We start from the raw sequence: 25,746 nt of genomic DNA on the forward strand, positions 1-25,746 counted from the left end.
GTCGTCGTGCTGGTCGCTATCGATCATGATGGGAGGCGTGACGAGACTGGCCGGCTTTGCTGCCGCCTTGGCGGTGACCGCCGGGGCCGTCGTCATGTTGTTCGCGTTGGTCGCCCCGGCGGGCAGCTGGTGGGACGGCTATGTCAGCGAGGCCGGCACGGCCGGGCAGCCCTACGCGATCCCGTACCGAAGCGGTCTGGTCCTGTTAGCCGCCGGTGTCGCCCTGCTCGGGTGGGCGTTGCGCGACCTGCGCCTGGTCAGCGCTTGCCTGCTGATCGCGGCGGTGCTGGCGGCCACCTCGGGCCTGGTCGCATGCAGCGACACATGCCCCCTACCTCCTTACGAGCCCGCCACAGCAGCCGACATCATCCACGCCTCAGCCAGCGTCGTCGGCATGATCGTCCTGGCCGGCGCCATGGCCGCCGTCTGGTTCGCGCACCCCCGCCCAGCCCTGACCCGCCTCTCCGCCGTCAGCGCCATCCTGATCGTGCCGATCGGCGCCGCCCTAGGCTTGACCATGCTGTTCGTCGGCCGCAGCGACTTCGGCGCCCTCGTCGAGCGCCTGGCCCTGATAGTCGCAGTCTTCTGGCTGGTCGGCACGGGCCTGACCATCGCGCTCACCCCGACCCACCGCCGAACATCCCGCCCGCTCCAGCGACCGCGAACGTAGTTCTACGGTCAGTTGGTGGGGAGGGTGGCCGGCTCGGGGAGGGCGACCGTGTAGCGGTTCTTGCCGGCGGCCTTGGCGGCGTACATGGCCTCGTCGGCGGCGTGGATCAGGCGTTCGGCGTCGGTGGGGGCGGCGTCGGCGTCGGCTACTGCGACACCGACGCTGCAGCTGATTGTCACGGGCTGGCCGTCGATGTCGAACGGGGTTCGCAGGCTGGTCACGATGCGCTCGGCGAAAGGCTCGGCAGCCGGGGTCGCCGCCAGGACTGCGAACTCGTCGCCGCCCAGACGCGCAACGGTGTCGCCTGAGCGTGCGCATTGCGTCAGTCGGCGTGCGACCTCGACCAGCAGTTGGTCGCCGGCGGCGTGGCCCAGGCCGTCGTTGACTGCCTTGAAGCCGTCCAGGTCGATGAAAAAGACTGCGCGCGGCTCGCCAGGGTCGGCCTGATCGAGGCGCTCACGGAAAAGTGCGCGATTGGGCAGGGAAGTGAGCGCGTCGTGCATCGCCAGGTGGCGCAGCTCGTCCTCGCGGTCGAGCAGGCGCGCCTCGACCGTCTTGCGTCGCTCGATGTCGTGACGCAGGGCGGCCGTCGCGTCCGCGACCTTCTTGAGCGCGCGTCGCCGCGAGTCGGCGAGCACCCCGGCCAGCACGGTGACCAGCACCCCGATGGCCAGCGTGGCGAACGGCAGCCGGCGGTCGGTCTCGCTGATCAGGCGCTCGGTCGGCTTGATGTCGATCTGCCACTCGCGCTCACCGACGTACACCGATCGCACCCGGCCGAGGCTGCGGTCGGCCAGCAGCTTCGCGGGGGCGCTGGTCGAGGCGACCGGCGTCAGCTTCGACCCCTCCAGGTCGCTCAGCGTCACCTTGACCAGTTCACCCGCGTAGGCGTGCAGGGTCTCCTCGACGAAGTCGCTGCCGCGCATCGACAGCGTGACCCAGCCCAGGAACTGCCCGGCGGCCGGCGTACCGACCGCTCCGGTCACCGGGGCGGCCAGCAGGAAGGCCTGCTGACGCTGCGCGGCCGGCAGATTGCGGTCCTTCAGAAGCACGTACGGGTGGCTTGCCGTGACCTCGCCGCTGGCCCGCGCGAAACGCAGCGCGGCCGCCGGCTCCTCGGCCTGGGTGACGTCGAGGCCGGAGGTGAGCGTCACGCGGTCGAGGGACCGGCTGAAGATCAGGAATTGGTGTTCCAGCGCGTCGCCGGTGGCGTTCAGCCGTATCTTGTCGGCGCCTCGGGCGCGCCAGAACCGTTGCACCTCGTCCACGTCGCTGACCTGGGCCGGCACGATGAAGCCGACGGTGCTGGCCCCAGGCAGCCGGTCGCGGGTCAGTCGCGAGGTGACGGCCTCGAAGTCGGCCGCGTTGAAGTCGGTCTGCGAGCCCACAGCCGCCGTGATGTCGGCCAGGGTCTCGGTGTAGCGGGACGCCTCGTTGGCCACCGCGCGCTGGATGGCCTCGGCGTTGTGATCCATCAGCAGGGCGGCCTGCCGGTGCTGCACCTGCTGGACCTCGAAGGTCGCCAGCAACGTCGCCACTCCACCGCCCACGAGCACGGCCAGCACCAGGGCAACGCCGAGCCAACGGCGGAGGCCGGTTGCCATCATGCTGGTCCTCGGGGTCGCAGGCGGGCGTCCCCTACTTATTCGGCGGGAAGCAGCCTCGTATGAGGGCGCCGCCGGAGCAAGACGAAGGGGGCCGCCGAAGCGACCCCCTTCACCAGCCGAAGCTAGCTGAACCTGACGGTCAGACCAGCCCGTTCTCGGTCAGCCAGCCCTTGGCCACCGCGGCCGTGTCCTGCTTGTCGACCTGCACCTTGGCCAGCGTCGTGGTCAGGTTCTCGGTCGTCAGCTTGGCCGAGACGGCGTTGAGCGCGCCGCTCACGGTCGGGTTGTTGGCCGAGGAACGGATCAGCGGAATGATGTTCTCGGCCAGGTAGAGGTTCTTCGGGTCCTCGAGCACGACGAACTTGTTGGTCGCGATCGACGAGTCGGTGGAGAAGATGTTGCCGACCTGGATCTGGTTCTTGACCAGCGCGTTGACGGTCAGCGGGCCGCCCGCGTCGAGCGGCTTGAACTCCTTGAAGGTGATGCCGTAGAGCTCCTTGAGGCCCTTGAGGCCCTGGTAGCGCTCCTGCCACTCGGGGCCGGCGCCGATCACGAGCTGGCCGGCGACCGGCTTGAGGTCGTCGATCGTCTTGAGGTTGAACTTGGTGGCCGTCTCTTGCGTGACGGTCAGCGTGTCCTTGTCCTCGGCGGGGGACTGCTCGAGCACCTCGGTGCCCGCGGGCAGCACCTTCTTGAGCGCGGCCAGCACGTCCTCGGGCTTGCTGACGCCCTCGGGCGCGCCGCCCTGCTGCAGCGCCGACAGCAGTGCGCCGTTGTACTCGGGCAGCAGGTCGATCGAGCCGTCCTGCAGCGCCTTGAGGTACAGCTCGCGGGCGCCGATGTTGAACTGCCGCTTGACCTGTACGCCCTTCGCCTCCAGGGACTGGGCGTAGATCTCGGCCAGCAGCTCGCTCTCGGCGAAGTTGGCCGAGCCGATGGTGATGGTGCCCGGTGCGGCGCTGCCGCCGCCGTTGTCGTTGGCCAGCGGGTCTTCGTCGGCGCCGCAGGCGGTGAGGGCAACGGTGAGCGCCAGAGCTGCGGTCACCGCTGAGAAACGGCCAAAACGCTTCATGAACAGACCTTTCATCGGGATACCCGGAGACCGGGCGAAACGATCCAGCGCTGTGCGAACGCCAGAACCAGATCGAGCAGAACGGCCAGCACCGCGACGACGATGGCGCCGGCCAGCACACGGGAGTAGTCGTTGACGGCCAGGCCGTCGATCAGCAGGCGGCCCAGGCCACCCAGGCCGACCGCGGCGGCCACGGTCGCGGTCGCAACCACCTGCAGCGCCGCGCTGCGGAAGCCGCTCATCAGCACCGGCAGCGCCATCGGCAGCTCGACGCGGGTGAGCACCTGCCACGGCCGCATGCCCACGCCACGGGCGGCGTCGACCACCCGCTGGTCGAGTGAGCGCAGACCGGCGTACGCGGAAGTGAGGATCGGTGGAATGACCAGGACGGTCAAGGCGATCAGCACCGGGAGCAGGCCCAGGCCGAGCAGCGTGACCATGAGCATCAGCAGGCCGAGCGTCGGCAGCGACCGGCCGGCGTTGCCCGCGTTGATGGCGATGAACGAGCCGCGCCCGGTGTGCCCGATGTACAGGCCGATCGGCAGCGCGATCACCGTGCCGATGGCCAGCGCCAGCAACACGTACCAGAGATGGGAGAGGATCAGCTGCGGGATGCTGCCCGCGCTGAAGTCCCAGTGTGCCGCGTCGAACAGGTAGTCGAGGTTCACGCCCGGCCCCCTTGGAATCGGGTCCACGGGGTGACCGCCCGCTGGATCAGCACGATCACCCCGTCGGCGATGCCCGCGAGCAGCACCGACAGGATGATGCCGACCAGGATCGGCTCGATGTAGAACAGCTGGAAGCCCCGGGTGAACAGCTGCCCGAGCCCGCCCACGCCGATCAGCGCACCCACGCTGACCAGGCTGATGTTGGCCACCGTGGCCACCCGCAGGCCGGCCAGGATGACCGGCAGCGCCACCGGCAGCTCGACGTCGACGAGCCGCCGGAACCGGCGGTAGCCCATGGCCGTGGCCGACTCGGTGATCAGGGGGTCGACCGAACGCAGGCCGTCCGCGACCGTACGCGCCAGAAGTGCCACGGTGTAGATAGTGAGCGCGACGACGATGTTGAGCGGCGACAGGATCTTGGTGCCCAGCACCACCGGCAGGAACACGAACAGCGCCAGCGAAGGGATCGAGTAGAGGACGCCGGCCACGTTGACCAGCGGATGGTAGAGCCACGGGACGCGGACGCCCAGGTAGCCGATCGGCAGCGCGATGACGAACCCGAGCAGCACCGGCAGCAGCGCCAGCCAGATGTGCTGACGCAGCGCGGCCAGCACGGCCTCGGAGTTGTTGGACAGGTAAGTGATCATCAGCCGCGCCGCGCCGCCAGGTAGTCGGCCAGGTCGTGGTGCGGCGTGATGCCGTCGGCCTTCCCGTCGGCGTCGACCCGGACGGCGATGCCGACCGGCGACAGGATGGCCAGGTCGGCCACCAGGCGCAGCGTGTCGGCGCTGGTGAAGGTGCCACCGGTCGGTCGTACGTCGTCGGCCCCGGTCTTCCAGCCGAGCGGGCGCCCTGCTTCGTCAAGGACAAGTTCGGCCGGTACGGGCAACACCGGCAGTTCGGCGGCGGTGTCGAAGGAGAGGCTGCGCAGACCGCGGTCGCGGCCCACGAACTCGGCCACGAACTCGTCGGCCGGGTCGGCCAGCAGCTCTTGCGGGGTGCCGACCTGCGCCACGACGCCGCCCTGACGGAAGATCACGACCACGTCGCCCAGCTTGATGGCCTCGTCGATGTCGTGCGTGACCATGGCGATGGTCTTGCCCAGGTCTTTCTGCAGGCGCAGGAACTCGCGGTGCAGCTGCTCGCGGACGACCGGGTCGACCGCGCTGAACGGCTCGTCCATCAGCATGACGGGCGGGTCGGCGGCCAGCGCCCGGGCCACGCCGACGCGCTGCTGCTGACCGCCCGAGAGCTGGGCGGGATAACGCTTGGCGAACTCGGGGGCGAGACCCACGCGCTCGAGCAGCTCCAGGGCAGCCGTACGGGCCTCGCGGCGCGTCTTACCCAGGAGCACCGGCACGGTGGCGACATTGTCGAGAACCGTACGGTGCGGGAAGAGGCCCGCGTGCTGGATCACATAGCCGATGCCGCGCCGCAGCAGGGCCTCGTCCTGACCGGCGACGTCCTGGCCGTCGATGAGCACGCGGCCCGAGGTGGGGCTGATCATTCGGTTGATCATGCGGAGGGATGTGGTCTTTCCGCAGCCTGACGGCCCGACGAACACCGTAGTTTTACCGGTGGGGAGTTCGAGCGAGACGTGATCGACTGCGGTGCCGCCGCCGGGATAGACCTTCACGACGTCATCGAATGTGATCATGGCGCTCCAGGCTAGCGAGTGAATACCACTATTCATACTTCAGGGGTAGTGAATAGGATGTCAACGGCCCGGGGGAGCCGTTACGGTTCAGAAACAAGCGTTGATGGTGGCGTTATGCAGGTAGAACGACTCGACGGCCGCGGGCTGACCGTGACCGCCCTCCTGGCGATCGCTTCCGGACGTTCCGGGGTCGAGGTCGATCCGGCCGCGTTGCGCCGGGTCGAGGGTCGGCACGCGATGCTGCAGCAAGCGCGGGCGCAGGGCGCAGTCTATGGCGCGAACACGGGCGTCGGCGCCAATCGGCACGAACGGACGGCCGACGACGAGGAGCGCGGCCTGCGGCTGTTGCGCAGTCACTGTGCGGCGGTCGGACCGCTCGAGGACGACATCACGGCCCGGGCGATGATGGCCGTACGCCTCAATCAGATCCTGGCCGGCGGTTCCGGGGTGTCTCGTCAGGTGGCGGAGGCGCTGGCCGCGGCGCTGCACGACGGCGCGGTGCCGGCCATCCACTCGTGGGGCGCCATCGGCACCGGCGACCTGGCCGCGCTGGCCGAGCTGAGCCTCACGCTGGCCGGCGAGCGGCCGTGGCGCGACGGCAAGGGGCCGGTCACCACGTTCGGCGCCACCGACGCGCTGCCCATGATCAGTTCCAGTGCGCTCACCGTGGCGACGGCGGCCCGGGCGCTGCAGAAGATGCAGAGCCAGGTACGGGCGTCAGTGGTGGTGGCGGCGCTGAGTTTCCTGGCGTTGCGGGGCAACCCCGAGGCGTACGACGTGAACGTGCACCGCAATCGGGCGCATCCCGGCCAGGTCGAGGTGGCGCGGCTGATGAGCCGGCTCGTGGCGGGCAGCGTGGCTCCCGTGCGCATCCAGGACCCGTTCGGCCTGCGCGTTCTGCCGCAGGTCACGGCGCCCGCCATCCACGCCGCCCGGTCCCTGGACGACGCGGTGACCGCCGAGCTCAACGCGGCCGTCGAGAACCCGCTGGTCACCCCGGACGGCGTACGGCATCACGGGCAGTTCCACACGGCGACGCTGGCCTCGCAACTGGACGCGGTGCGCGGGGCTTTCCTGCCCGTGTTGTCGCTCTCGACTGCGCGTCTGGGTCTGCTCATGCGCCCCGATCTGACCGGTCTGCGGGCGTTCCTGGCGGCCGGTCCGGCCGGCAGCTCCGGCCTGATGATCAGCGAGTACGTCGTCCAGGACCTGCTCACCGAGATCCGCGTGGGCATGACGCCGACCGCGGCCGGCACGCTCAGCATCTCGCTCGGACTGGAGGAACATGCAAGCTTTGCGACGCAAGGTGCACGTTCGTTGCGCACTATGACGCAACTTGCGCCGACGCTGCTGGCGGCGGAACTGCTCGCAGCTGTTCGCGCGTTGCGCATGGCGCCCGGCCGGCTCACCGCCGGGCCGCTGCGCGACGCGTTCGAGATGGCCAACGAGGCGCTCGACCCGTCCGAGGAGGACCGTCCGCTGGGCGCCGACCTGGAACGGGCGGCCGAACTGTTGCCGAGGCTGGGTGCGGTGCTCGACTACTCGTCGATGGGCCTGAGCTCGTCGGCGTAACTGACCGCCTTGCGGCGCAGCACGCCCGAGCGGCTGATCGAGTACTGCCCCATGCGCCACAGCGGCGGCGAGTACGCGTGGATCGACACCGAGCCGTCGACCGCCCCGCCCATGCGGTGAATGTGGTCGGGCCCGAACGCGAACGTCCGGCCGGCGTCGACCACGCGCGTGACCGGTTCGCCGCCCATGCGCGGGGTGGCCTCGGTGACCGCGCCCCGGGTGACGGCGACCGCGCCCGAGGACGTGTCGTGGTCGTGCCAGCCGGTGTCGTCGACGACGTTCCAGCACAGCACCCAGACGTCGATGTCGCTGTCGCGGTACACCGACGCGTAGTGCCGTCCGCCGGTGTCGTGCCGCACCAGGTGCTCCCACAACTCCGGCTGCGCCGCGAAATCGGCGACCCAGCGCTTGAGTTCCCGCGTGTCGAGCACGCGACCGGGCGGAGCCGGCAACACGGTCATGGCAGCCCTCCTGTGAGAAAGCGGTGCGGGTTGGCGCGGAAAAGCGCATGCGTGAAGGCCGCGCCCAGGTCAGGGTCAACGGCTTCGGCGTACGGGCGGTCGGAGCCGGAGACAAGCGGGTCGACACCGACAACGCGCACCATCGCGTCGATCGCGCGCGTGCCGTACGACGAGGTCTCGTAGAAAACGCCGGTGTCGAGCGCACCCAAGGCGCCGCCACGAGCCGCCAGACGTTCGTGATGCAGCGGCGCCAGCCCGGCGAGAGCGACGAAACCGATGCGCAACTGTGGATGCAGCGGGCGGCCGCAGACGTGCCAGGCCAGCCAGGATTGGTGCAGTTGCGACACGTACGGGACCAGGGCGGGCCACCAGGCCGGCAGACCCGGATCGCTGGCGGGCGCGGGCCCCGGATGCACGAGCACCGGTTTGCCCGCCCTTTCCGCCTCGGCGAGCAGCGGGCCGACGTGCGCGATGCCGGCCGGATCGGCCAGCGCGGTGGCCGGCAGCTGCAGCCCGGCCACGCGATCCTCCCGCAGCACCTTGGCCAGCCCGTCCGGGTCGAGCTCGGTGACGGAGGCGGCCGCCCAGACCTCGAAGGGTTCGCCCAGCTCGAGCGCGCTCTCGTGCCAGATGTCGATCAGCTCGCGGCCGTCGTGGGCGGGCAGGCGCTCGATGCCGAGCGGGGAGGAGAGCGAGATGAGGGCCCGATCGCTCGGCTCCCGCCGACGGCGAAGCTCGACGTCGTGGGCTGCGGGGTTCACTTCGTACGGATCTTCGCCGGCCAGATGAAGCGTCCACCCGCGCAGATACGGAAAAGCCTCGCGGCGCCGCAGGGCCTCAACCAGCCGAGGCGGCCACAGGTGCTGGTGGCAGTCGATCACCATAGGCCCTCCTCACGGCTAGGGAAGCGCTTCACTCCGGCTCTAAGTGAAGCGCTTCCCTCCCCACTTTGGCAATGTGTTCCCGGGCACCGGGATTTCACTTGGTTGCTCGCAGCTGGCGGCTCACCGCAATGGCGGTCCTCGGACGGGTGGGCCGTCCACGAGTGCTGCTCACGGGATTGGCTGGCCCCTGGATGTGAAAACGGGCGCTTGTCGACCCGCAGGTGAGTCGGGCGGTTAGGGGGCGTGGGGGCGGGCCGGCCGGTGTTACTGTCGGCCGGTGTCGAGGCAGCCGGGGCGACGGACGCTTCAGGACCTGGCCTCAGCGGCCGGGCTGTCGCTCGCTGCCACGTCGTACGCGTTGCGAGGCCTGCGTGGGTCGCCGGCCACCATTCAGCGGGTTCGCGAACTGGCTGACGAGCTCGGATACACAGTCGACCCGATCGCCAGGGCGCTCGCCTCGGGGCGTACGGGCTGGGTCGGGGTTTCCGGCTCGCTGCGCGACCTGTGGCAGCAGGACTTCTCGGTGCTGCTCACCCGCGCTCTGCGCCGTGAGGGCCGCTTCGCGACGATCGCTGACGCTGACGCCGACCCGGAGCTCGAACGCCGGATCGTCGAGCAGTTCGCCGCCCAGCGCGTCGACGGTGCGCTGGTCTCCCCGGTCGACCCCACGGCAAGCTATTGGCAACTGCTCGGCGACGAGGTCACAGTCGTGTCGATCGGCGACGCCCTGACGGCCCGGGCAGGCAGCGGCAGCGTCCTGTTCGACAACGAATTCGGCGTACGCGCGGCCCTCGCGCACCTGGCCGACCTCGGCCACCAGCGGGTCGGACTGCTCGCGCCCGCGCTGCCGTCGACGCCGGGCCGACCGGCCCAACTGCTCGCACCGACGATCGCCGGCACACTCGGCATCGAGCTGGTGGCGATCTCCGCGCCGGCCGCCACCGCCGACGCCATCGACGTGGTGTCGTCGCTGCTGGCGGCCCGCGACCGCCCGACCGGCGTGTTCTGCCTCAGCGACTCGCTGGCCTTCGCGGTTTACCGTGCCGCCCGGGACGCCGGCCTGCGCATCCCCGAAGACTTGTCGGTGATCGGCTACGACGACCATCAGCTGGCCGTCCTGGTCGAGCCCGGCCTGACCACCATGGCCTGGGACGAGGACGCCATAGTGGCCGCGGCGGTAGAGCAACTCGAGTCACCCGGCGGCGCGCCGCTGTTCCGCCCCGAGCTGGTAGTCCGCGGCTCCACCGGCGTCCCGCACCAGTCATATTGACGGTCAATATTGACGACATGTACATGTTGATACACACGTCAACACGTACACATGAGCAATCAACATGTCGCTCGCGAAGCCGCTCGATGCCGCCCAGGACGAGCTCGGCGCCCAGTTCCGCACGAGCCGGGTCGACAGACAGGGCGGGCTCGTCGTGAGCGGTGCGCGAGCTTTGTGACAGGCCGGACGGGCTTGCTGCCAGATCTACCTGTGCGCGGGCGCACGCCTGGACTTGTTGACAGGCTGGACGGGATCGCTGGCTGATCTGGGTGAGCACGGCGCTGGGTCTGCGTGAGCTCGTCGATCACCCGGACGAGCTCGTCAGCAAGAGGGCGACCCTGCCGGCAGCCGTGGGGTTAGGACATCGGCGGGCCGTGTCATCCGTGTGTGTCGTTGCGTCCAGCGCCTTGCCGCGGATGAGGGCATCGCTCGGGCGTGGACGCCGTGGCGGGGGTTCGCCGTCTGGACGCTGCCGTGGTGCTGATCGGGGCTCAGGTTGGCCAGCCGCCGGCCAGGCGGTCGATGATGTGGTCCATGTCGCGGCCGAAGGGGCGGTCGGCGGTTCCGGGCGGTAGGGCGGCGTCCAGGTCGTTCAGCGCGGGGCTCCGCGGGGCGCCCAGGCGCTGGGCTTGTATGACGGCGAGCAACTCGGCGGCCAAGACGTCGCGTAGGCCGGTCAGCACCTCGTCCAGGCATTCGGCGGCCTCGAAGCCGAAGCTCTGCACGTCCTCCTGGCCCAGCGAAGTCTCGATGGCGCCGGTCAGAGTTGGTAGCGCGAAGCGGCGTAGGCGGTGGGTCACGCCGGCGGCGCGTTTGTGGACGGCGGCCATTCCGGCGTGCAGGCCGGGGGAGTGGGAGAGCTGAGGGGCCAGGCCGGTGACTCTCGGGTCGAGCAGGCGGTGCAGGCGGGCCGCGCCCAGCTCGGCCAGGTGCACCAAAGCTGTGGTGAGCGCGCCGAGGGCCGCTGTGAGGTCGGTGCCGGCGAAGCCGAAGGTGCCGACGAACTCGCCGTCGAGGTGGGCGGGGGAGTCGGTGACCGCGTTCAGGGAACGGTCGATGGCGGCGTCGAGCGCTTCGACCGCTCGCTGAGCCACGGCCAGGGCGGGTGCGGTGACCCGGAACGAGACCGGAGCTTGCAGCGCCCCGGGCTCGCCCTCGCCCCGCCGACGCCGCAGCTCGTTGAGCACAGCCCCCAGTTCGTCGCTGTCGGCCAGCGCGGCCTGCAACGGATCGAGGCTGGCCCGGATCGCCGTGTGCGAGGCAGCTGCCCCCACGATGAGCTGCCCGATGAGCGTGTGAGCGGCGGCGCTTCCCAGCACGGCCAGCCCGGTCAGTCCGGGCACGCCCTCCAGGAAGGCGATGCCCTCCTTCGGCCCGAACGAAGTCGGCGCCAGACCCGCTTTCGTCAGCGCCGGCTCCGCGTCGACCGCCACCGGACTGGCGTCCCGAGGCGGGCCCGCCCAGCGAACTTGCGGCGCACCGCCGGCTCGCCCTGCGCCGTCGGTCTGGACTACACCGCCGGTTTGGCCCGCGCGTTCGGTCTGCCCTGTGCCGCCGCCCTGCCCTGCGCCGTCGGCCCGCCCTGACCCGCCGGCCTGCCCTGTGCCGCCAATCTGCCCCGCGCCACCGGCTTGGCCTGGGTTGGCGGCTTCAGACTGGCTGGAAGCCGGGCTCGGGTCGGGAAGCGGGTCGTCCTCGAGGACCTGGCCGGCCCCTAAGAGAGCGGCTCCTGCGTGGGCCAGAGGGATGATTTCGCCGGCGGCGCCGCTTCCGTGGGCCGGGATGGCGGGGATGACGTCGGCGTTGAGGACGGCGGTGAGGTGGCGGCACAGCTCGGGCGAGACGCCGGCGGCCGGGTCGAGGAAGGTGCGCAGGCGGGCGGCGAACAGGGCGCGGGCATGGTCGCGGCGTAGCCAGGGTGGGGAGCCGACCGCGCGGCCGAGCATGAGGTTGTCCTGGTGGCGGCGCTGGGCTTCGGCGTCCAGGCGTAGGCCGGACATGGCGCCCATGCCGGTGTTCACGCCGTAGACGACTCGGCCGGCCAGGTCGGCCAGGGCGGAGCGGCGGCTTTCGGTGAGCGCGGCGATCAGCTCGGGGGCCAGTTCCAGCTGGCAGTTGCCCCGGGCGACCGCCAAGATGACCGTACGGTCAAGTTCTTGCCGCTTGTGGATGACTACGTGCTTCATCGGTAGCGCAGCGTTGTGCCGACGTTGGCGGCCTCGGCTCGGGTCAGGATCAGGTGGGCCAGGGCCACGTCGAGGATCGAGAGGCCGCGGTGCCAGAACAGGATGCGCTCGTCGTCGCGTTCGCGGCCGGGCTTCTGGCCGCTGACTATCTCGCCGATCTGTGCGTACAGGTTCTGCTCGGTCAGGCGGCCGGTGTCGACGTGCGCGCGCAGGCTGCCGAACCGGCCCGAGCGGGACTCGCGCCAGTCGTCCACCACGACCTTGTCCATGACGTCGAGCAGGTCGAGTTCGACGGCGCTGACCGTGCCGTAGGGAACCACGAAAGCACCGGGCCGCACTGCCGCGGTACGCAGAAGCGGGGTTGGCTCTTCGAGCCGGGAAGCCTCGACCAGGATGTCGGCGCCGTCGAACACCTCGTCGGCGGTGGCCACGGCGCGCACCGGCGTCGACGTGACCTCGCGCAGCCGTGCCGCGAACGCCTCCCGCGATTCGGGACGGCGGCTCGTGATCCGGATTTCCTCGAGCGGGAACAGGCTGTCGAGCATCGTGACGTTGGCGAACGCCGTGCCCCGCGCGCCGACGTGCCCGAGCACCTTCGAGTCCTTGCGGGCCAGGTATTTCGCGCCGACGGCGGTCATCGCGCCCGTCCGGACCTCGGTGATCAGCGTGGCGTCCATGACCGCGAGCGGCACGCCGTTCGTGGGGTCGAAGACGGTCATCATCGCCAGCTCGCTGGGCAGGCCCTGCAGGTAGTTCGGCACGAAGTCGCCGACCACCTTCACACCGCTCAGTCCGCGCTCGCCGAGGGTGTCGACGTGGCCGCGCAGCACGTTGAAGTGGCCGGCTCCGCCGTTGTTGGGGACGAGGTGCGTACGGGGTTCGAAAACCGTCTCGCCGCGGCCGTGCGCAGCTACGACGTCCTCCACCGCGCCGATCACGTCGGCGGAGCCCAGGTTCAGGCCGTCGATGTCGGCGCCGTTGAGAAACCGGAGCCAGATCTCCTGAATCATGTGATGCACCATATAGCCTAGGTGTTTGAGAGTATTCAGCTTCTCATGATGGTTCGGCTGAGGCGGGGTGTTGTGACGTATCGCGCCGAGGACTGGCTTCTCGACCTCGCGCAGCGCCATCGCCTCTCGCCCAGTCAGCGGCAGATCGTGCAGCGCATGCTGGGCATGTTCCCTGACGTGGCCTTCCTGTCCACGATCGAGATCGCCGAGCAGGCCGGCGTCAGCCAGCCGACGGTCACACGGCTCGCGACCGCGCTCGGCTTCGCGGGCTATCCCGAATTCCGGGCGGCGATGCGCGAGGTGGTGCTGACCGCTCCGGCCGAGCCCCGGCAGGGTGGCGTCGACGCCCTCGGGCAGGAGCTCGACAATCTGGCCGGTCTGCGGCGTGAGCTCGGCGGCGATGCGATGGCTTCGGCCGTACGGTTGCTGGCCTCGACGTCGCCCCTCGGTGTCATCGGCGTACGGGCCTCGGCGGCGCTGGCCGAGTACTTCGGTTACTTCGCGCGGCGGGCTTTACCGGCTGTCTCGGTGCACACGGACGCCGGCAGCCTCGACGATGCCGTGTTGCAACTGCATCAGCAGGGCGCCCGCGCGGCTCTGTTCTTCGCGATGCCGCGCTACCCGGCGGCCACGGTCGCCGCCATCGGCTTGGCGCGCGAACTAGGCCTGGCCACGGTCGTAGTTGCCGACAGCCCGTTGGTCCCGTTCGCCGACGACACCGACGTGCTGCTGGTGGCACCGGTCGGCACCGGGCTCATCTTCGACTCGCACGCCGCCGTCGTGGTGCTGGCGATCAGCCTGCTCGACGCGATCGCCGGCACCGACCCGCAGCGCACCCAGCAGCGGCTCGAGGCGCACGAGGCGCTCACCGAGCGCTGGACGCACTGATCATTCGCACTTCTCGCCGGGGCCCCAGTCGCGCCAGGCCAGCTTGAAGCCGTCGCCCTGGAACTCGTACCGGTAGAAGAGCTTGAGGTCGGGGCAGGCGCGGGTGCCCTTCGTGCTTGTGCCGTACGCCTTCACCCCGATCATCCCGGCGTTGATGCTCAGGCCGGTGACTACGGGCTCGTCCTCCTTGTGGCGCTCGGTCAGCAGCGGCTCGCCGATCCGCTTCGTGCGTCATCCGCGCACCCGGTGGTGGCCAGGACGGCGACCGCCGCCAGCAGTGCTGATCCCCGCTTGAAGTCCATGCCGGTGACGCTACGGACGGTGTCGGCGAGTCTGATCCCCCATTGATGCCACCCCATCTCCATCGGCTGCCCGGTGGATGTTGACGGGACGAAAGGTCTCCTATGGTGGTCGCGTGAGTGAACAGCCGGTTACGGCTGGCGGTCCCGCGCGCGCCGGAGACGTCGAGTCCAGCACGGCGGACGACGGCAGCGTGATCATCGCCCTGCGCGGCGACGTCGGAGTGGACTGTGCGGTCGAGCTGCGTCAGCTCGTCGTGCGCACCGTCCGGCGGGTCCGGCCGTTGCGGCTCGTCCTCGATCTGACCGAGGTCACCACCCTGGACCCGATCAACGTGGGCACGCTCATCGCGGCCTGCGTCGTCGGCGAGGACCACGCCGTGGCCGTCTTCATCGTCAATCCCGGCCCCGAGCTGGCGTCGCGGCTGGCGCTGGCCGGGGTGCCCGAGGGGTCGGTCATCCGACGGTGAGCAGGATCTGAGCTCGTACGGGCCTAGGCTCGCCCGATGGAAGTCGCTGTCGTGGGGGCCGGGCCGGCCGGGCTGTTCTGCGCGGTGGCGCTCGCCCGTCGCGGGCAACGGGTCACGGTGGTCGATCGCGACGGCGGGCCGGCCGCCGATGGCAGCTGGGACCGCCGCGGCGTGATGCAGTTCCACCACCCGCACGGGTTCCGGCCGCAGATCGGCGCCGCCTTCCAGGCCGAGATGCCCGAGGTGCTGGACGCGTTGACGGCGGCCGGGGCCGAGCTGGTCGTCTTCCAGGGCGGGAACGGGCTGCCGGCGCCGCCGCCCGGTTTGCGCTGCCGGCGGGCGGTGTTCGAGCGGGTGCTGCGCGCCTTCGCCGAGCGGGAGCCGGGCGTCGATCTGGTGCGCGGCCACGTCGACGACGTGCTTCGGGCCGGTGGGCGGGCGGCGGGCTTGCGGGTGGACGGGCGTGAGCTGCCGGCCGAGCTGGTGATCAACGCGTCGGGCCGGTCGGCCCGGCTGGCGGCTGATCTGCGCGGGCCGGCCGACGGCGGCGATTGCGGTCTGGCGTACGTGTCAAGGCAGTACAGCCTGCTGCCGGGCGCCGAACTCGGGCCGATGAACGCACCGGTCGGCATCATCCAGACGCTGAGCGGCTACCTGGTCGCGGTGTTCCTGCAGGACAACCGCACGTTCTCGGCCCTGTTCATCCGGCCCGCGGACGACCGCCGGTTCTCCGCGCTCCGCTTCGACGACGCGTTCCAGGCGGCCGCCCTGGCCGTGCCCGCGCTGGCCGGCTGGGTGACCCCCGACCGGAGCCACCCGATCACGCCGGTCCTGCCGGGTGGACGGCTCCACAACACGTACCGAGGGCAACTGGACGGGAACGGCGGGGTGGGACTGCCGGGGCTGCTGCACGTGGGCGACACGGTCTGCACGACCAATCCGTCGGCCGGGCGGGGCATCGCGGTCGCCATGCGGCAGGCGGTCAATCTCTTGCTGCAGCTGGACGAGCATCCGGGCGACCCGGAGGCGGCGGCGCTGGCGTTCGATGTGTGGTGCACGGCCAACGTCCGGCCCTGGTACGAGGATCACGTCTACTGGGACGCCGACCTGCTGCGCCGCTGGGACGGCGGCGACGTCGACGTGACACGCCGCCTGCCGAGCGACCTGATCATGGAGGCGACCGAGGCCGACCCGTCGCTGTGGCGTGTGGTCGGCCCGTACATGGCGATGGAGGCGCTGCCGGGCTCGCTCGACGAGGTGGAACCGCGGGTGCGGGAGATCTACGCGAGCGGCTGGCGGGCCCCGGCCCATCCCGGCCCCACCCGCGACGAACTCGCTTCTGTTCTGGCGGATTTCGGAGCCAGGTAAGCAACTTCGGGGGCTCGCGGCGTCTTTCCCGGTGAAGGGCGAAAACCTCGGGGGAGGGCCAGTGCACAGCGGGTTCGAAGAGTACGTGCGGGCGCGGGGTGACTCGCTGCGCCGCTTCGCGTTCCTGCTCTGCGGCGACCGCCACCTCGGCGAGGATCTGGTGCAAGAGGTGCTGGTCAAGGCGTACCGGCGCTGGCCCAAGATAAGAATGGATCAGCCCGACCACTATTTACGCACCGCGCTGGTGCGGTCGCATGTGTCGTGGCTGCGCCGGCGCTCCAGTTCGGAGACTCCGGCCGAGATTCCGGACGACCATCAGGTCCGTGGCGACTTCGCCGATCAGCAGGCCGCCCGTGACGAGCTGTGGACGCGCCTGGGTGGCCTGACCCGGGCCCAGCGGGCCGTCCTGGTGCTGCGCTATTACGAAGATCTCGACGACCGCCAGATCGCCGAGGTGCTGCGCTGCACAGCCAGCACGGTCCGGGTCCACGCGGCCCGCGGCCTCGCCCGCCTGCGCACCGACCTCGCGCCGCCGCCGGCGCACCCGTCCGCCGAGTCGTCCACGTTGCCGGGAGCGAAGCTGTGACCATCGAAGACGACCTGCGGGTGACTCTGCAGCAGCATGCCGCCCGGCCCGCTTCCTCGCCCGACCCCGACCTGTGGGAAAGCGTGGCCGCCGGGGTGTGGCGCCGCCGTCGCCGGCAGCGGGCCGCCACTGTCGGCGCGGCCGCGGTCGCGCTGGCCGCCGTCGCTGCGCTGCCACCGCTGCTGTCCCAGCGCGATCAGCGCACGCCCGAACCGCCCGCGGTCACGCCGACCGTCGAGTGGGTGCACCCGTCCTGGTCGAAGCCGGACTTCCCGCTGCGCCCGAGCTGGGTGCCCGCCGATGCCGGCGAGCGGACGGTGAGCCGCCTCGGGCCCAACTCTCACCTGAGTTACGAGCGCGGCACGTCTGTGCTGAGCGCCGAGGTCGGCCCGCTGCAGGCCGACTGGGAGGTCGAGGCCACCGACGTCCACGAGACCACGGTGAACGGGCGGCCGGCCTCCGTACACGCGTCCGGCTCGTTCGACGGGGCCGCCGCCGGCGAGCGGTACGTGGGCGTGCGCTGGCAGCTGGCCGACAAGCGGTGGGTGCAGGTGCTGAGCTTCGGCAAGCGCACCGAGGCCGACGTCCTCCGGTTCGCCCGGGGCCTGACCAGCGGCAGCGTCAACGCCGGGCTGCCGCCCTTCGTCTTCGACGTCATTCCGCCCAGCTACACGCTGCAGCACCAGAGCGCCGACCTCATGTGTCTGGCCCCCACCGCCGACGTCGCCAAGGAACGTCAGCCGACCGGCATCTGCATCCACCTGGGCGGCCCGGGCGAGGACGACGACGCCGGCGCCCCGGGCGAGCGCACCACGGTCAACGGGAACCCGGCCATCTACTTCAGCGGCACCGGCGTCCTCAACGTCGAGCTCCCTGGTGACCGCACCCTGCGGGTGGAGTGGCAACCCGACGAGCCGACGTCACCGACCTCGGACGAGATCTTGCGCCTCGCCACCAGCATCCACGTGCAGCCTTGAGTCATCGCACTTGCGACGCATACCGGTTCGAGGTTCGCGGCGTGGTGTTGGGGGAACACCGGGCGGAACGGGTCGCCGGCGGGGCGATCACAAACGCCGCGATGGGGAAGTGAGCTCTTGGTCGCAACGCCGCAGTCGCCCGGGCACGGGTTCGACACGACCGGCCCGTCTACTGACGCTGTGCAGACCACCTCGCGCCGCCCCGTGACCGGCCTCTCCTGGGCCGACGCCCACACAACCGCGCGCGACTCGGCCCACCCGTTGCCGCCGGAGGAAGTCTCACCGGATGCAGCCCGTGGCCGGATCCTGGCCGCTCCCGTCCACGCCTGCTCGCCCGTTCCGGCCTTCGACGCGGCCGCCATGGACGGCTACGCCGTCGCCGGCCGCGGCCCCTGGACCGTCATCGGCCTGATCCTGGCCGGAGCCGAGAGCGAGATTGATGCTGGGAACCGGAGAAGCGGGCTGCGGGCGGGATTCGCGGTGGAGATCGCCACGGGGGCGGCGGTTCCGGGAGGGGCTGAGGCTGTGGTGCCCTACGAGGACTGCCGTCGGGACGGGGTGGTGGTCACCGGGACTCGGGGGCCGCGGAAGCACATCCGGCGGGCGGGGGACGACGTGGCGGTGGGGGCGCTGATCGCCGAGGCGGGGCGCGTTGTCACGGCCACTGTGGCGGCGGCCGCGGTTCAGGCTGGGGTTGAGGTTGTGCGGGTGCATCGGCGGCCGGTGGTCGAGCTGCTGGTTACCGGGGACGAGGTCGTCATGTCGGGGCGGCCGGGGCATGGGCAGGTGCGCGACAGCTTCACCGGGATCGTGCAGTCCGTCGCCGATCGGGCCGGTGGAGCCGTGGGAATCAGCCGGCATCTGAGCGACGACGCCGGCCACATGCGAACCGCGCTGGGCGCTGGGCGTGGCGACGTTTTGGTGGTCAGCGGCTCTTCGTCGGCGGGTGCCGCCGATCACTTGCACTCGCTGCTTGACGAGATGGGCGCCGAGTGGCTGGTCCGTGGGGTCGCTTGCCGACCGGGGCATCCGCAGGGGCTGGCCGTGTTCCCGGATGGGCGGTGGGTGGTGAGCCTGCCCGGCAACCCCTACGCGGGACTGGTCGCCGCCCTCACCCTGCTCGAACCCCTGCTGGCCGCGCTGGCCGGTCGTCCATCCCGCCCGCTACCGACCGCGTCCGTGACCGGTTCGGCCAAGCTGGTGCCCGGGGGCACGCGCATCGCGCCCGTCCGCTTCAGTGGGCCAGTAGCCGAGCTGTTGCCCGGCGGCGGCTCCGCGGGCTTGGCCGCCGCGGCCGGAGCCGACGCCCTCGCCGTCCTGCCCGACCATTGGACCGACGGCAGCCCAGCCCAGCTCCTGGCCGTGCCGTGAGGTCGGGTCAGTGGCCGCGGAACGCTTCCTCCAGCCACCACGACGGGCGGTCGGCGGCGACCTTGGCGTCCACCAGCATCGGCACCTTGCGGGGGCCGGCCAGCCAGGCGGCTACCGGCGCCAGGTCGGCCGGGTGGCGCACGGTCACGGCCTCGCAGCCATAACCCCGGGCAATGCTGGCGAGGCCCGTCTCGGGGAACACGACCGTCGACAGCGGATGGCCGTGCGGTCCGAAGTGGTGCACCTCGGCGCCGTATGCGTTGTCGTTGTAGATCACGATCAGCATGCCGAGGCCCAGTCTTCGGACGGTCTCCAGCTCGGCGATGCTCATCAGGAAGCCGCCGTCGCCGCAAGCCGCCACCGGGACTCGGTCCGGCGCGGCCAAGGCGGCGCCTAGCGCGGTGGCCAGGCCCAGCCCGATCGACTGGAACGCCTGGGTCAAGCAGAAGCCGTGGCGGTCGGGCACGGACAGGTACGCCGCCGGGTAGCCCATGAAGTTGCCGGAGTCGACGGCCACCACGCGCTCGCGCGGGATCAGGTCGTCCAGGGCGATGCTGAACGTCCGCGGGTCGACGTGGGTGTCGTCGCCCTCGTCGTCGTACGACACGTCGCGCCACCGGCCCTCGGCGACGATCCGGTCAAGTGTCTCTACCGTCCGATAGCCCGGAACCGTGGGGAACCGCTCATCCGTGCCGGACTGCAGCAGGGCACGGGCGGTCGCGCCCACGTCGCCAGTGATGCCCAGGTCCACGCGGTGGTGAGCCCCGAGCGCCGCCGGGTCGAGGTCGACCTGGATCACCGTCGCGTCCGGGGAGACGAGCGCGCCGTGCCGGGTGGTCCACATGTTCAGCGACGCGCCCCACGCCACCACGACGTCGGCGTCGCTGATCAGTTCGGCCGCGAGCGGTGTGGCGAACCCGCCCGACACATCGAGGCTCCACGGGTCGCCCGCGAACAGCCCGCGCGCCACGGCCGAGGTCGCCAGCAACGCGCCGCACGAGGCCGCCAGCTCCCGAAGCGGCTCGCGGGCTTCCACAGCGCCCCGGCCGGCGATGAAGACCGGGCGTGCCGCTCCGGCGAGCAGTTCGGCCAGTTCCGCAACCGCCTCGTCGGAGGCCCGTGGCGGCGTGGTCCGTATAACCGCCGGCGGCGCGGTCAGCTCCGCGGGCAAGGCTTGAACGTCCAAAGGCACATTGAGTACGACCGTACGGCGCTGGTCGGCGGCCAGGCGCCACGCCCGCACGGTGTCGGCGACAGCAGTGGCCGCGCCGTGCACGCGTTCGCTCGACGCTCCGACGGCGATCGCCAGCGCGTCCTGATCGACCCGGAAGTTCGAGCGCAGCGCAGTGGCGGCCGGCTCGGCGGCCAGAACAACCAATGGCGTACGGCTTTTCGCCGCCTCGGTCAGTCCGGTCATCGCATTCGTGAGGCCGCACCCCTGGTGCACGCTGACCACGCCGACCTGCCCCGACACCCGGGCGAAGGCGTCGGCAGCCGTCGCCGCGCCTCCTTCGTGCCGGGTGGCCACGAAGCGGGCCCCGTGCGCCACCAGCGCGTTGGTGAGGTGGAAGTTGCCGCTGCCGACCACCCCGAACACGTGCGTGGCGCCCAGCGAGGCCAACGTCGCGCCGACCACCTCGGCGACGGTGGTCACCGTTCGACCAGGGCCAGCACGCGCGTCGGGCTGCCCGACCCGCCGACGATCGGCAGCGGCGCCGCGATCACGACGGCGCCGGTGGGCGGCAGCACGGCCAGATTTTGCAGCTGGGTCAGGCCGTACTTGCCCGCTCCCAGCACGTACGAGTGGCACGGGAACGCCGGGTCGAACCCGAACGCCTGCCCGGCGTCGGTGCCGACTGTCTCGACGCCCACCCCGATCACCGGCGCCTCCTCGGCCAGCCACTTCGCGCACTCGACCGAGATGCCCGGCGTGTGCGGCCCGGTCTCGTTCGCGTTGAGGTAGTCGGCCTGGTCGGCCGAGCGCGCGTCCCATCCCGTACGCACCAGGAGCCACCCACCGACCGGAAGCGACCCGTTCTCGGCCTCCCACGCACGGACGTCGTCGATCTCGAGCAGAAAGTCGTGGTCGCCGGCGACCCGCTCGGATACGTCGATGATGGCCGCGGGCGCCACCAGTTCCATCGGCGGGATCTGCGATACGTCCTTGCCGTCCTTGGCCGTCACCCAGTGCACGGGCGCGTCGAGGTGGGTTCCGGTGTGCTCGCCGGTGTGGATGTCGTTCCAGTACCAGGCCGGCCCGCGGTCGTCGTAGCGGCTGATCTCTTCGAGCTTGAAGTTCACCGTGTTGGCGAATGGCGGCGGCAGCTGCAGGATCGGCGTCTCGCTCGAGAGCGGAGCCGTCAGGTCCACCACTTCCACCGATCCGGTCCGCACCGCGTCCACAAGCTGACTCAGAATGCCCACAGCATCTCCACCCCTGTGATCACCGCCACGACGCCAGCAGACTACGACCGGTGCGGCGTCCGGCGCGAGGGTGGATCTATTCGGCCGGGTACGGCGTCTTGGCGAGGGCGTGGGCCAAGTGCGCGGCCGTCGCGGCGAGGCTCTTGACCGACTCGCCGGTGGTGTCGGGCTTGGGGCCGGCGTCCTTGTAGTCGACCTTGCCCAGCGCCTCGCCCACCCAGTAGGCCGAGCCGGCGGCCGGAATGGTGAAGCCGACGTCGTTCAGGCCCTGGATGACCTCGGCGATCACGTGGTGGGCGCCGTCCTCGTTGCCGACCACACCAACCACGGCGACCTTGTCGTACATGGACGGACGACCCTGGGCGTCGGTCTCGGAGAGTTCCGCGTCCAGGCGCTCGAGAACCATCTTCGTGACGCTGGACGGCTGACCCAGCCAGATGGGGGTGGCAATCACCAGAATCTGAGAAGCCAGAATCTTTTCCCGTACGGCGGGCCACCCGTCACCGTCGCCTTCGTCGGTGCTCACGCCGAACTTGACGTTCTGGTCAACTACGCGGATCAGTTCGCCGTCCACGTCGTGGTCGGCCAGGGCGTCCAGGATCTGCCGGCCCAGCAGTTCGCTGCTCGACTCCTGCGAACCCGATTTGAGAGAACAGCCCAGCACCAGGGCACGCAATGTCGTCATGGCCCCTGCGTGCCCGGTGCCGGTGTGGCCAAACCCCGAGCCGGTCGGGGCAGAGGCGGGCGCCCGAATGACGGTGAAGCGGCCCGCCAAGACACCGACGGGGTGGTCAAGGGGCTTGCAACGCCTCGGTCGGAAGGAGGCGGGCCGCTCGCATGGCGGGGAACAGGCCGGCCACTACCCCGATGACGACGGAGCCGGCCAGACCGGCGGCGATGGTCCAGACCGGCACGACGACGGGCCAACTCAGATACACCGAGTATCCGGATGTCGCCATCATCCCGATGAGCGTGCCGGCCGCGGCGCCCAGCAGCGACAAGATCGTGGACTCGGTGAGGAACTGCAGGCGGATGTGCGAGCGGTGAGCGCCCAGCGCCCGCCGCAGGCCGATCTCGCGGCGGCGTTCCAGCACGGCGACGATCATCGTGTTGGCCACGCCGACCCCGCCGACCAGCAGGGACACGGCGGCCAGGGCCAGCAGCAGCGAGCCGAACGTCTCGGCGGCGGCCCGCTTGGCGGTCAAGGCGTCGGACGGGCGGCTGACCTGGACCAGGCCGGGCAGCGCGGGGTTGATCGTGGCCGGCAGGACCGTGCGCACGTCTTCCAGGGCGCGCTCGTGGCAGCGTACGTAAATAACCGTGGGATGACCGTCGAAGGCCAGCCACGAGCGGGCGGCGTCCCAGCCGACGATCACCGACTGGTCGATGTCGGGCGCCAGCGGAACCGGCGCGAGCGTGCCGATCACCGTGAACCAGCGGTTGCCGATGCTCACCTGCGGCGGCGACCCCAGCCGGGCGGCGGCCTCGGCCCCCAGCACCACCGTGGGAAACGACGAGCTGGCCGCCGAAAGAAACGTGCCGGCGGCGACGCGGCCGTTGACCGCCGCCAGCAGATCGGTGCGGCCGGCCAGGACGGTCAGGCCCGAGCCGTCGAACGGGTCGACCAGGTCGGACCGGCGCACCACGGCGTGCACGTTGGCCACCGCGCTGACCTGGGTCACCGGGCCGACCCGGGCCACCATGTCCACCGACTCGGCGGGCAGCGGCGACGGCTGACCGCCGGCCGACACGGGAGCGGCGCGCAGCATGTTGCTGCCCAGCGCGGCCAACCGCTCGTCCAGAGCCCGCTGGCTGGCGGCCGGGATGCCGGTCACGACGATCATCGTGGCCACGCCGATGGCGATGCCCAGCGCCGACATCGCGGCCCGCGCCTTGCGGGAGCGCACCCCCTGCAGGCCGAGCTGAAGCAGGTCGGCGATCACCGGACCACCGCCGACATCGCGGCCCTCGCCTTGCGGGAGCGCACCCCTTGCAGGCCCAGCTGGAGCAGGTCGGCGATCACCGGACCACCCGGCCGTCGTGCATGACCACCTGGCGGGGCAGGCGGGCGGCGATGTCACGGTCGTGGGTGATCACCACGATGGTCGCGCCCTCGGCATGCAGGGTCATGAGCAGCGACAGCACCGATTCGCCGGTGGCCGAGTCGAGCGCGCCGGTGGGTTCGTCGGCCAGCACCAGGTCGGGCGAGCCGGCCAGGGCCCGCGCTATCGCCACCCGATGCTTCTCTCCGCCGGAGAGCTGGTGCGGGCGGTGATCCAACCGGTGGGCCAGGCCGACCCGGTCGAGCGCCTGCTCGGCGAGCGCCCGGCGACGGCGGCGCGGCACCCCGGCGTACAGAAGGCCGACCTGGACGTTGTCGGCCGCGGTGAGCGTCTCGGTCAGGTGGAACTGCTGGAAGACGAAGCCGAGGCGGCGGGCCCGCAGCGACGAGAGCGCGCGGTCGGAGAAGCCCGTGACGTCGTCGCCGCCGATGCGGATGGTGCCGCTGGTCGGGCGGTCGAGCGTGCCCATGATGTTGAGCAGCGTCGACTTGCCCGACCCGGACGGGCCGACGACGGCCACCAGGTCGCCGCTCGCGATCGTCAGCGTGACATCGTCGAGGGCCGTCACGCCGCCGGGGTAGACGCGGCTGACGCCGGCCAGATCGAGGACGGCGGTCATGGGGTGGTCACCACCGCGGTGTCTTCGGCGACGCCGCTGACCTCGACCATGCCGCGGGCGAAGACTCCGGTCCGGGCCGGGACCAGCGAGCCGTCGGGCCGTTGTAACGCGTACCCGCCCTCGCGCAGGGCCACGAGAGCGCCGACCGGAACCGCGAGCACCTTCCTGCGGGTGATCGTCGTCAGCTTCACCTGGACCGGCGCCGCGTCGTAGTCGGCTCGCGCCGGCTTCACCACCACCGTGACTTTGGGTGGCGCGCCGTCCTCGGACTCACTCACCGTACGGCTGACCGCGGTGACGCTCCCGGCCACCGGCTTCCCGTCCGGCATCACGACCGTCACCTTCGTTCCCGTACGCACGGTGCCCGCATCAGTGGGACTCATGGGCACGGTGACGACCTTGCTCGTGCTCGTCATGGTCAGCACGGGACCCGCCGCGGGGTCGCCCAGCGCGGCCGTCACCGTGTCGACCCGCCCGGGCCCGTCGACCACGACGACCTGGCCGGGCCGCAGCACCCCGGGCGCGGGCAGCTTCAGGTCTTTCTGCCAGCGCTTGAGCGCGTCGAGCAGCGGCTGGTCGGCGACCTCCCGGTGCCGCGCCCACGTCCGGTACCCGAGCACGTCCAGGTTCCGCCGCAGCTGCCGCACGTCGCTGCCGGTCAGGCCGGTCTTGTCGATCGCGCGGAACATCGGCGTGCTGCCGTAGAACACCGTCACCGGCTGGTCGTTCACGCGGAAGAGCCGCTTGCCGCGCACGATCGACGAACCGGCCGCGGGCAGCTTGGTCAGCACCCCGTCGCCCGTGCCCTTGATCGTGCGGGCCGCCCCGAAGCCGAGCGTCCCCGGCAGGGTCCGGGTGTCGCTCAGGTCGACCCGCCTGACCCGGGTGGTGGCCAGGACCGGGTCGCTCGCGGCCTCGACCGGCGCCGGCCGGTGCCGCACCACCGCGTACGTGCCGCCCCCGGCCACCAGCAGCGCCGCCGCCACCGGGACGACGACGCTACTTCTTCGCACCGAAGGCCTCCAGCAGGCAGGACTTCTCCAGCTCGTCCTGGTTGCCGGGGATCGGGTGGTCACCGTCGTCGTACGTCCACGAACCGGGTTCGGTCACGTGCACCATGAGTCCGTGCTCGCGCAGGCACCGGACGTTGTCGTTCCACTGGGCCGCGTACCGCGGGTTGATCTCGTCGTCCAACTCCGGCGGCGGCAACGGCAACTTCCCCTGACAGGCCGTGTACGCCGACTTGGGCTCGCCGCTCTGGTCGAGGCGCCGCCCCGGCCCGGCCGGCCCCGGCTGATCCACCGGGTTGACCTTGACCCCGTGCGCGACGAGGCAGTCCTCGTACGCGGTCCAGAACCGCTGCGCCTCTTCGTCACTCGTGTCGAGCCGCAGTTGGGGGCGGCCCTTCCGATCGGACGCGGGCGCGGTGGAAGCAGGTGGCGGGGCGGCACTCTCCAGCGTCGCAACCTGATCCTGCGAGGCCGGGGTGGCACTGCAGGCTGTCGTCAGAAGCGCGGCCGCCAGAAGCAATCGTCGTGGGGACATGGCGAGCACTCTGGCCGCGACTTGTCAGAGACCTGTTGTGATCCCGTAGTGCTGCCGTTCCGTGCCGGTTCGCGGCTGA

Annotated in this window: 26 protein-coding genes; 9 read left to right on the forward strand and 17 right to left on the reverse strand. The window is 71.0% G+C overall.

The genetic code is table 11. The features are described from left to right. The first annotated feature begins 37 nt into the window (after window positions 1-37). On the forward strand, window positions 38-670 hold the full coding sequence (locus OWR29_RS33990) for a DUF998 domain-containing protein (RefSeq protein WP_267567499.1): 633 nt from the start codon (window positions 38-40) through the stop codon (window positions 668-670). Between the two features lie 8 nt (window positions 671-678). On the opposite strand, the gene OWR29_RS33995 is transcribed toward OWR29_RS33990, so the two are convergent. The 5 genes from OWR29_RS33995 to OWR29_RS34015 form a co-directional block, all read right to left on the reverse strand. After that, window positions 679-2,274, reverse strand: a complete 1,596-nt coding sequence (locus tag OWR29_RS33995; protein ID WP_267567500.1) for a diguanylate cyclase domain-containing protein — start codon at window positions 2,272-2,274, stop codon at window positions 679-681. A 142-nt stretch (window positions 2,275-2,416) separates the two neighbouring features. Continuing rightward, complete coding sequence (locus tag OWR29_RS34000; RefSeq protein WP_267567501.1) at window positions 2,417-3,349, reverse strand: ABC transporter substrate-binding protein; 933 nt, start codon at window positions 3,347-3,349, stop codon at window positions 2,417-2,419. Between the two features lie 11 nt (window positions 3,350-3,360). Further along, window positions 3,361-4,017, reverse strand: a complete 657-nt coding sequence (locus OWR29_RS34005) for an ABC transporter permease (RefSeq protein WP_267567502.1) — start codon at window positions 4,015-4,017, stop codon at window positions 3,361-3,363. Then, on the reverse strand, window positions 4,014-4,664 hold the full coding sequence (locus tag OWR29_RS34010) for an ABC transporter permease (protein ID WP_267567503.1): 651 nt from the start codon (window positions 4,662-4,664) through the stop codon (window positions 4,014-4,016). Before OWR29_RS34010 ends, OWR29_RS34005 begins: the two co-directional genes overlap by 4 nt. Continuing rightward, window positions 4,664-5,674, reverse strand: a complete 1,011-nt coding sequence (locus OWR29_RS34015) for an ABC transporter ATP-binding protein (RefSeq protein WP_267567505.1) — start codon at window positions 5,672-5,674, stop codon at window positions 4,664-4,666. The genes OWR29_RS34010 and OWR29_RS34015 overlap by 1 nt, the downstream gene beginning before the upstream one ends. Before the next feature lie 114 nt (window positions 5,675-5,788). Between OWR29_RS34015 and OWR29_RS34020 the strand changes: the two genes are divergently transcribed. Further along, window positions 5,789-7,246, forward strand: coding sequence for an aromatic amino acid lyase (locus OWR29_RS34020; RefSeq protein WP_267567506.1), 1,458 nt, complete (start codon window positions 5,789-5,791; stop codon window positions 7,244-7,246). Here the strand turns inward: OWR29_RS34020 and OWR29_RS34025 are convergent. Together OWR29_RS34025 and OWR29_RS34030 are read right to left on the reverse strand one after the other, a co-directional pair. Beyond that, window positions 7,213-7,707, reverse strand: a complete 495-nt coding sequence (locus OWR29_RS34025; RefSeq protein WP_267567508.1) for a cysteine dioxygenase — start codon at window positions 7,705-7,707, stop codon at window positions 7,213-7,215. The two genes, OWR29_RS34020 and OWR29_RS34025, sit on opposite strands and share 34 nt — an antisense overlap. Further along, complete coding sequence (locus OWR29_RS34030) at window positions 7,704-8,591, reverse strand: amidohydrolase family protein (protein WP_267567509.1); 888 nt, start codon at window positions 8,589-8,591, stop codon at window positions 7,704-7,706. The genes OWR29_RS34025 and OWR29_RS34030 overlap by 4 nt, the downstream gene beginning before the upstream one ends. Before the next feature lie 277 nt (window positions 8,592-8,868). Between OWR29_RS34030 and OWR29_RS34035 the strand changes: the two genes are divergently transcribed. Next, window positions 8,869-9,861 carry a LacI family DNA-binding transcriptional regulator gene (locus OWR29_RS34035; protein WP_267567510.1) on the forward strand — a complete coding sequence of 331 codons (993 nt, stop codon included), beginning with the start codon at window positions 8,869-8,871 and terminating at the stop codon, window positions 9,859-9,861. A gap of 491 nt (window positions 9,862-10,352) precedes the next feature. On the opposite strand, the gene OWR29_RS34040 is transcribed toward OWR29_RS34035, so the two are convergent. Together OWR29_RS34040 and OWR29_RS34045 are read right to left on the reverse strand one after the other, a co-directional pair. Continuing rightward, window positions 10,353-12,047, reverse strand: a complete 1,695-nt coding sequence (locus OWR29_RS34040; protein ID WP_267567512.1) for an aromatic amino acid lyase — start codon at window positions 12,045-12,047, stop codon at window positions 10,353-10,355. Beyond that, entirely contained in the window at window positions 12,044-13,057 is a 1,014-nt protein-coding gene (locus OWR29_RS34045; protein ID WP_267567514.1) for an ornithine cyclodeaminase family protein, read from the reverse strand. The genes OWR29_RS34040 and OWR29_RS34045 overlap by 4 nt, the downstream gene beginning before the upstream one ends. 72 nt (window positions 13,058-13,129) lie before the next feature. Between OWR29_RS34045 and OWR29_RS34050 the strand changes: the two genes are divergently transcribed. After that, on the forward strand, window positions 13,130-13,945 hold the full coding sequence (locus OWR29_RS34050; RefSeq protein WP_267567515.1) for a MurR/RpiR family transcriptional regulator: 816 nt from the start codon (window positions 13,130-13,132) through the stop codon (window positions 13,943-13,945). Here the strand turns inward: OWR29_RS34050 and OWR29_RS34055 are convergent, their stop codons facing one another. Continuing rightward, window positions 13,946-14,089, reverse strand: a complete 144-nt coding sequence (locus tag OWR29_RS34055) for a hypothetical protein (protein WP_267567516.1) — start codon at window positions 14,087-14,089, stop codon at window positions 13,946-13,948. Between the two features lie 271 nt (window positions 14,090-14,360). On the opposite strand from OWR29_RS34055, the gene OWR29_RS34060 reads away from it, so the two are divergent. From OWR29_RS34060 to OWR29_RS34080, 5 genes are all read left to right on the forward strand, one after another. Then, window positions 14,361-14,714 (forward strand): STAS domain-containing protein, encoded by a 354-nt coding sequence (locus OWR29_RS34060; RefSeq protein ID WP_267567517.1) that lies wholly within the window; start codon window positions 14,361-14,363, stop codon window positions 14,712-14,714. Window positions 14,715-14,750: 36 nt separating this feature from the next. Beyond that, the gene (locus OWR29_RS34065) at window positions 14,751-16,082 is read left to right on the forward strand and encodes an FAD-dependent oxidoreductase (RefSeq protein ID WP_267567518.1); all 1,332 of its coding nucleotides are present in this window, start codon (window positions 14,751-14,753) and stop codon (window positions 16,080-16,082) included. A 61-nt stretch (window positions 16,083-16,143) separates the two neighbouring features. Beyond that, the gene (locus OWR29_RS34070) at window positions 16,144-16,668 is read left to right on the forward strand and encodes a SigE family RNA polymerase sigma factor (protein ID WP_267567519.1); all 525 of its coding nucleotides are present in this window, start codon (window positions 16,144-16,146) and stop codon (window positions 16,666-16,668) included. Then, complete coding sequence (locus OWR29_RS34075) at window positions 16,665-17,645, forward strand: hypothetical protein (protein WP_267567521.1); 981 nt, start codon at window positions 16,665-16,667, stop codon at window positions 17,643-17,645. Before OWR29_RS34070 ends, OWR29_RS34075 begins: the two co-directional genes overlap by 4 nt. 180 nt (window positions 17,646-17,825) lie before the next feature. Further along, a complete protein-coding gene (locus OWR29_RS34080; RefSeq protein ID WP_267567522.1) occupies window positions 17,826-19,016 on the forward strand; it encodes a molybdopterin-binding protein in 1,191 nt (396 codons plus the stop codon). Window positions 19,017-19,023: 7 nt separating this feature from the next. Here the strand turns inward: OWR29_RS34080 and OWR29_RS34085 are convergent, their stop codons facing one another. The 7 genes from OWR29_RS34085 to OWR29_RS34115 form a co-directional block, all read right to left on the reverse strand. Next, window positions 19,024-20,670 carry a thiamine pyrophosphate-binding protein gene (locus tag OWR29_RS34085; protein WP_267567523.1) on the reverse strand — a complete coding sequence of 549 codons (1,647 nt, stop codon included), beginning with the start codon at window positions 20,668-20,670 and terminating at the stop codon, window positions 19,024-19,026. Continuing rightward, on the reverse strand, window positions 20,667-21,440 hold the full coding sequence (locus OWR29_RS34090; RefSeq protein ID WP_267567524.1) for a cyclase family protein: 774 nt from the start codon (window positions 21,438-21,440) through the stop codon (window positions 20,667-20,669). Before OWR29_RS34090 ends, OWR29_RS34085 begins: the two co-directional genes overlap by 4 nt. Before the next feature lie 76 nt (window positions 21,441-21,516). Further along, window positions 21,517-22,125, reverse strand: a complete 609-nt coding sequence (locus tag OWR29_RS34095) for a flavodoxin family protein (RefSeq protein ID WP_267567525.1) — start codon at window positions 22,123-22,125, stop codon at window positions 21,517-21,519. A gap of 106 nt (window positions 22,126-22,231) precedes the next feature. Then, a complete protein-coding gene (locus OWR29_RS34100; protein WP_267567527.1) occupies window positions 22,232-23,383 on the reverse strand; it encodes an ABC transporter permease in 1,152 nt (383 codons plus the stop codon). A gap of 76 nt (window positions 23,384-23,459) precedes the next feature. After that, window positions 23,460-24,122, reverse strand: a complete 663-nt coding sequence (locus OWR29_RS34105) for an ABC transporter ATP-binding protein (RefSeq protein ID WP_267567529.1) — start codon at window positions 24,120-24,122, stop codon at window positions 23,460-23,462. Next, window positions 24,119-25,135 (reverse strand): efflux RND transporter periplasmic adaptor subunit, encoded by a 1,017-nt coding sequence (locus OWR29_RS34110; RefSeq protein WP_267567531.1) that lies wholly within the window; start codon window positions 25,133-25,135, stop codon window positions 24,119-24,121. The genes OWR29_RS34105 and OWR29_RS34110 overlap by 4 nt, the downstream gene beginning before the upstream one ends. Continuing rightward, window positions 25,122-25,667 carry a hypothetical protein gene (locus tag OWR29_RS34115; RefSeq protein WP_267567532.1) on the reverse strand — a complete coding sequence of 182 codons (546 nt, stop codon included), beginning with the start codon at window positions 25,665-25,667 and terminating at the stop codon, window positions 25,122-25,124. Before OWR29_RS34115 ends, OWR29_RS34110 begins: the two co-directional genes overlap by 14 nt. Between the last annotated feature and the right edge of the window lie 79 nt (window positions 25,668-25,746).

The organism is Paractinoplanes pyxinae (assembly GCF_026626335.1).
Classification (GTDB): domain Bacteria; phylum Actinomycetota; class Actinomycetes; order Mycobacteriales; family Micromonosporaceae; genus Actinoplanes; species Actinoplanes pyxinae.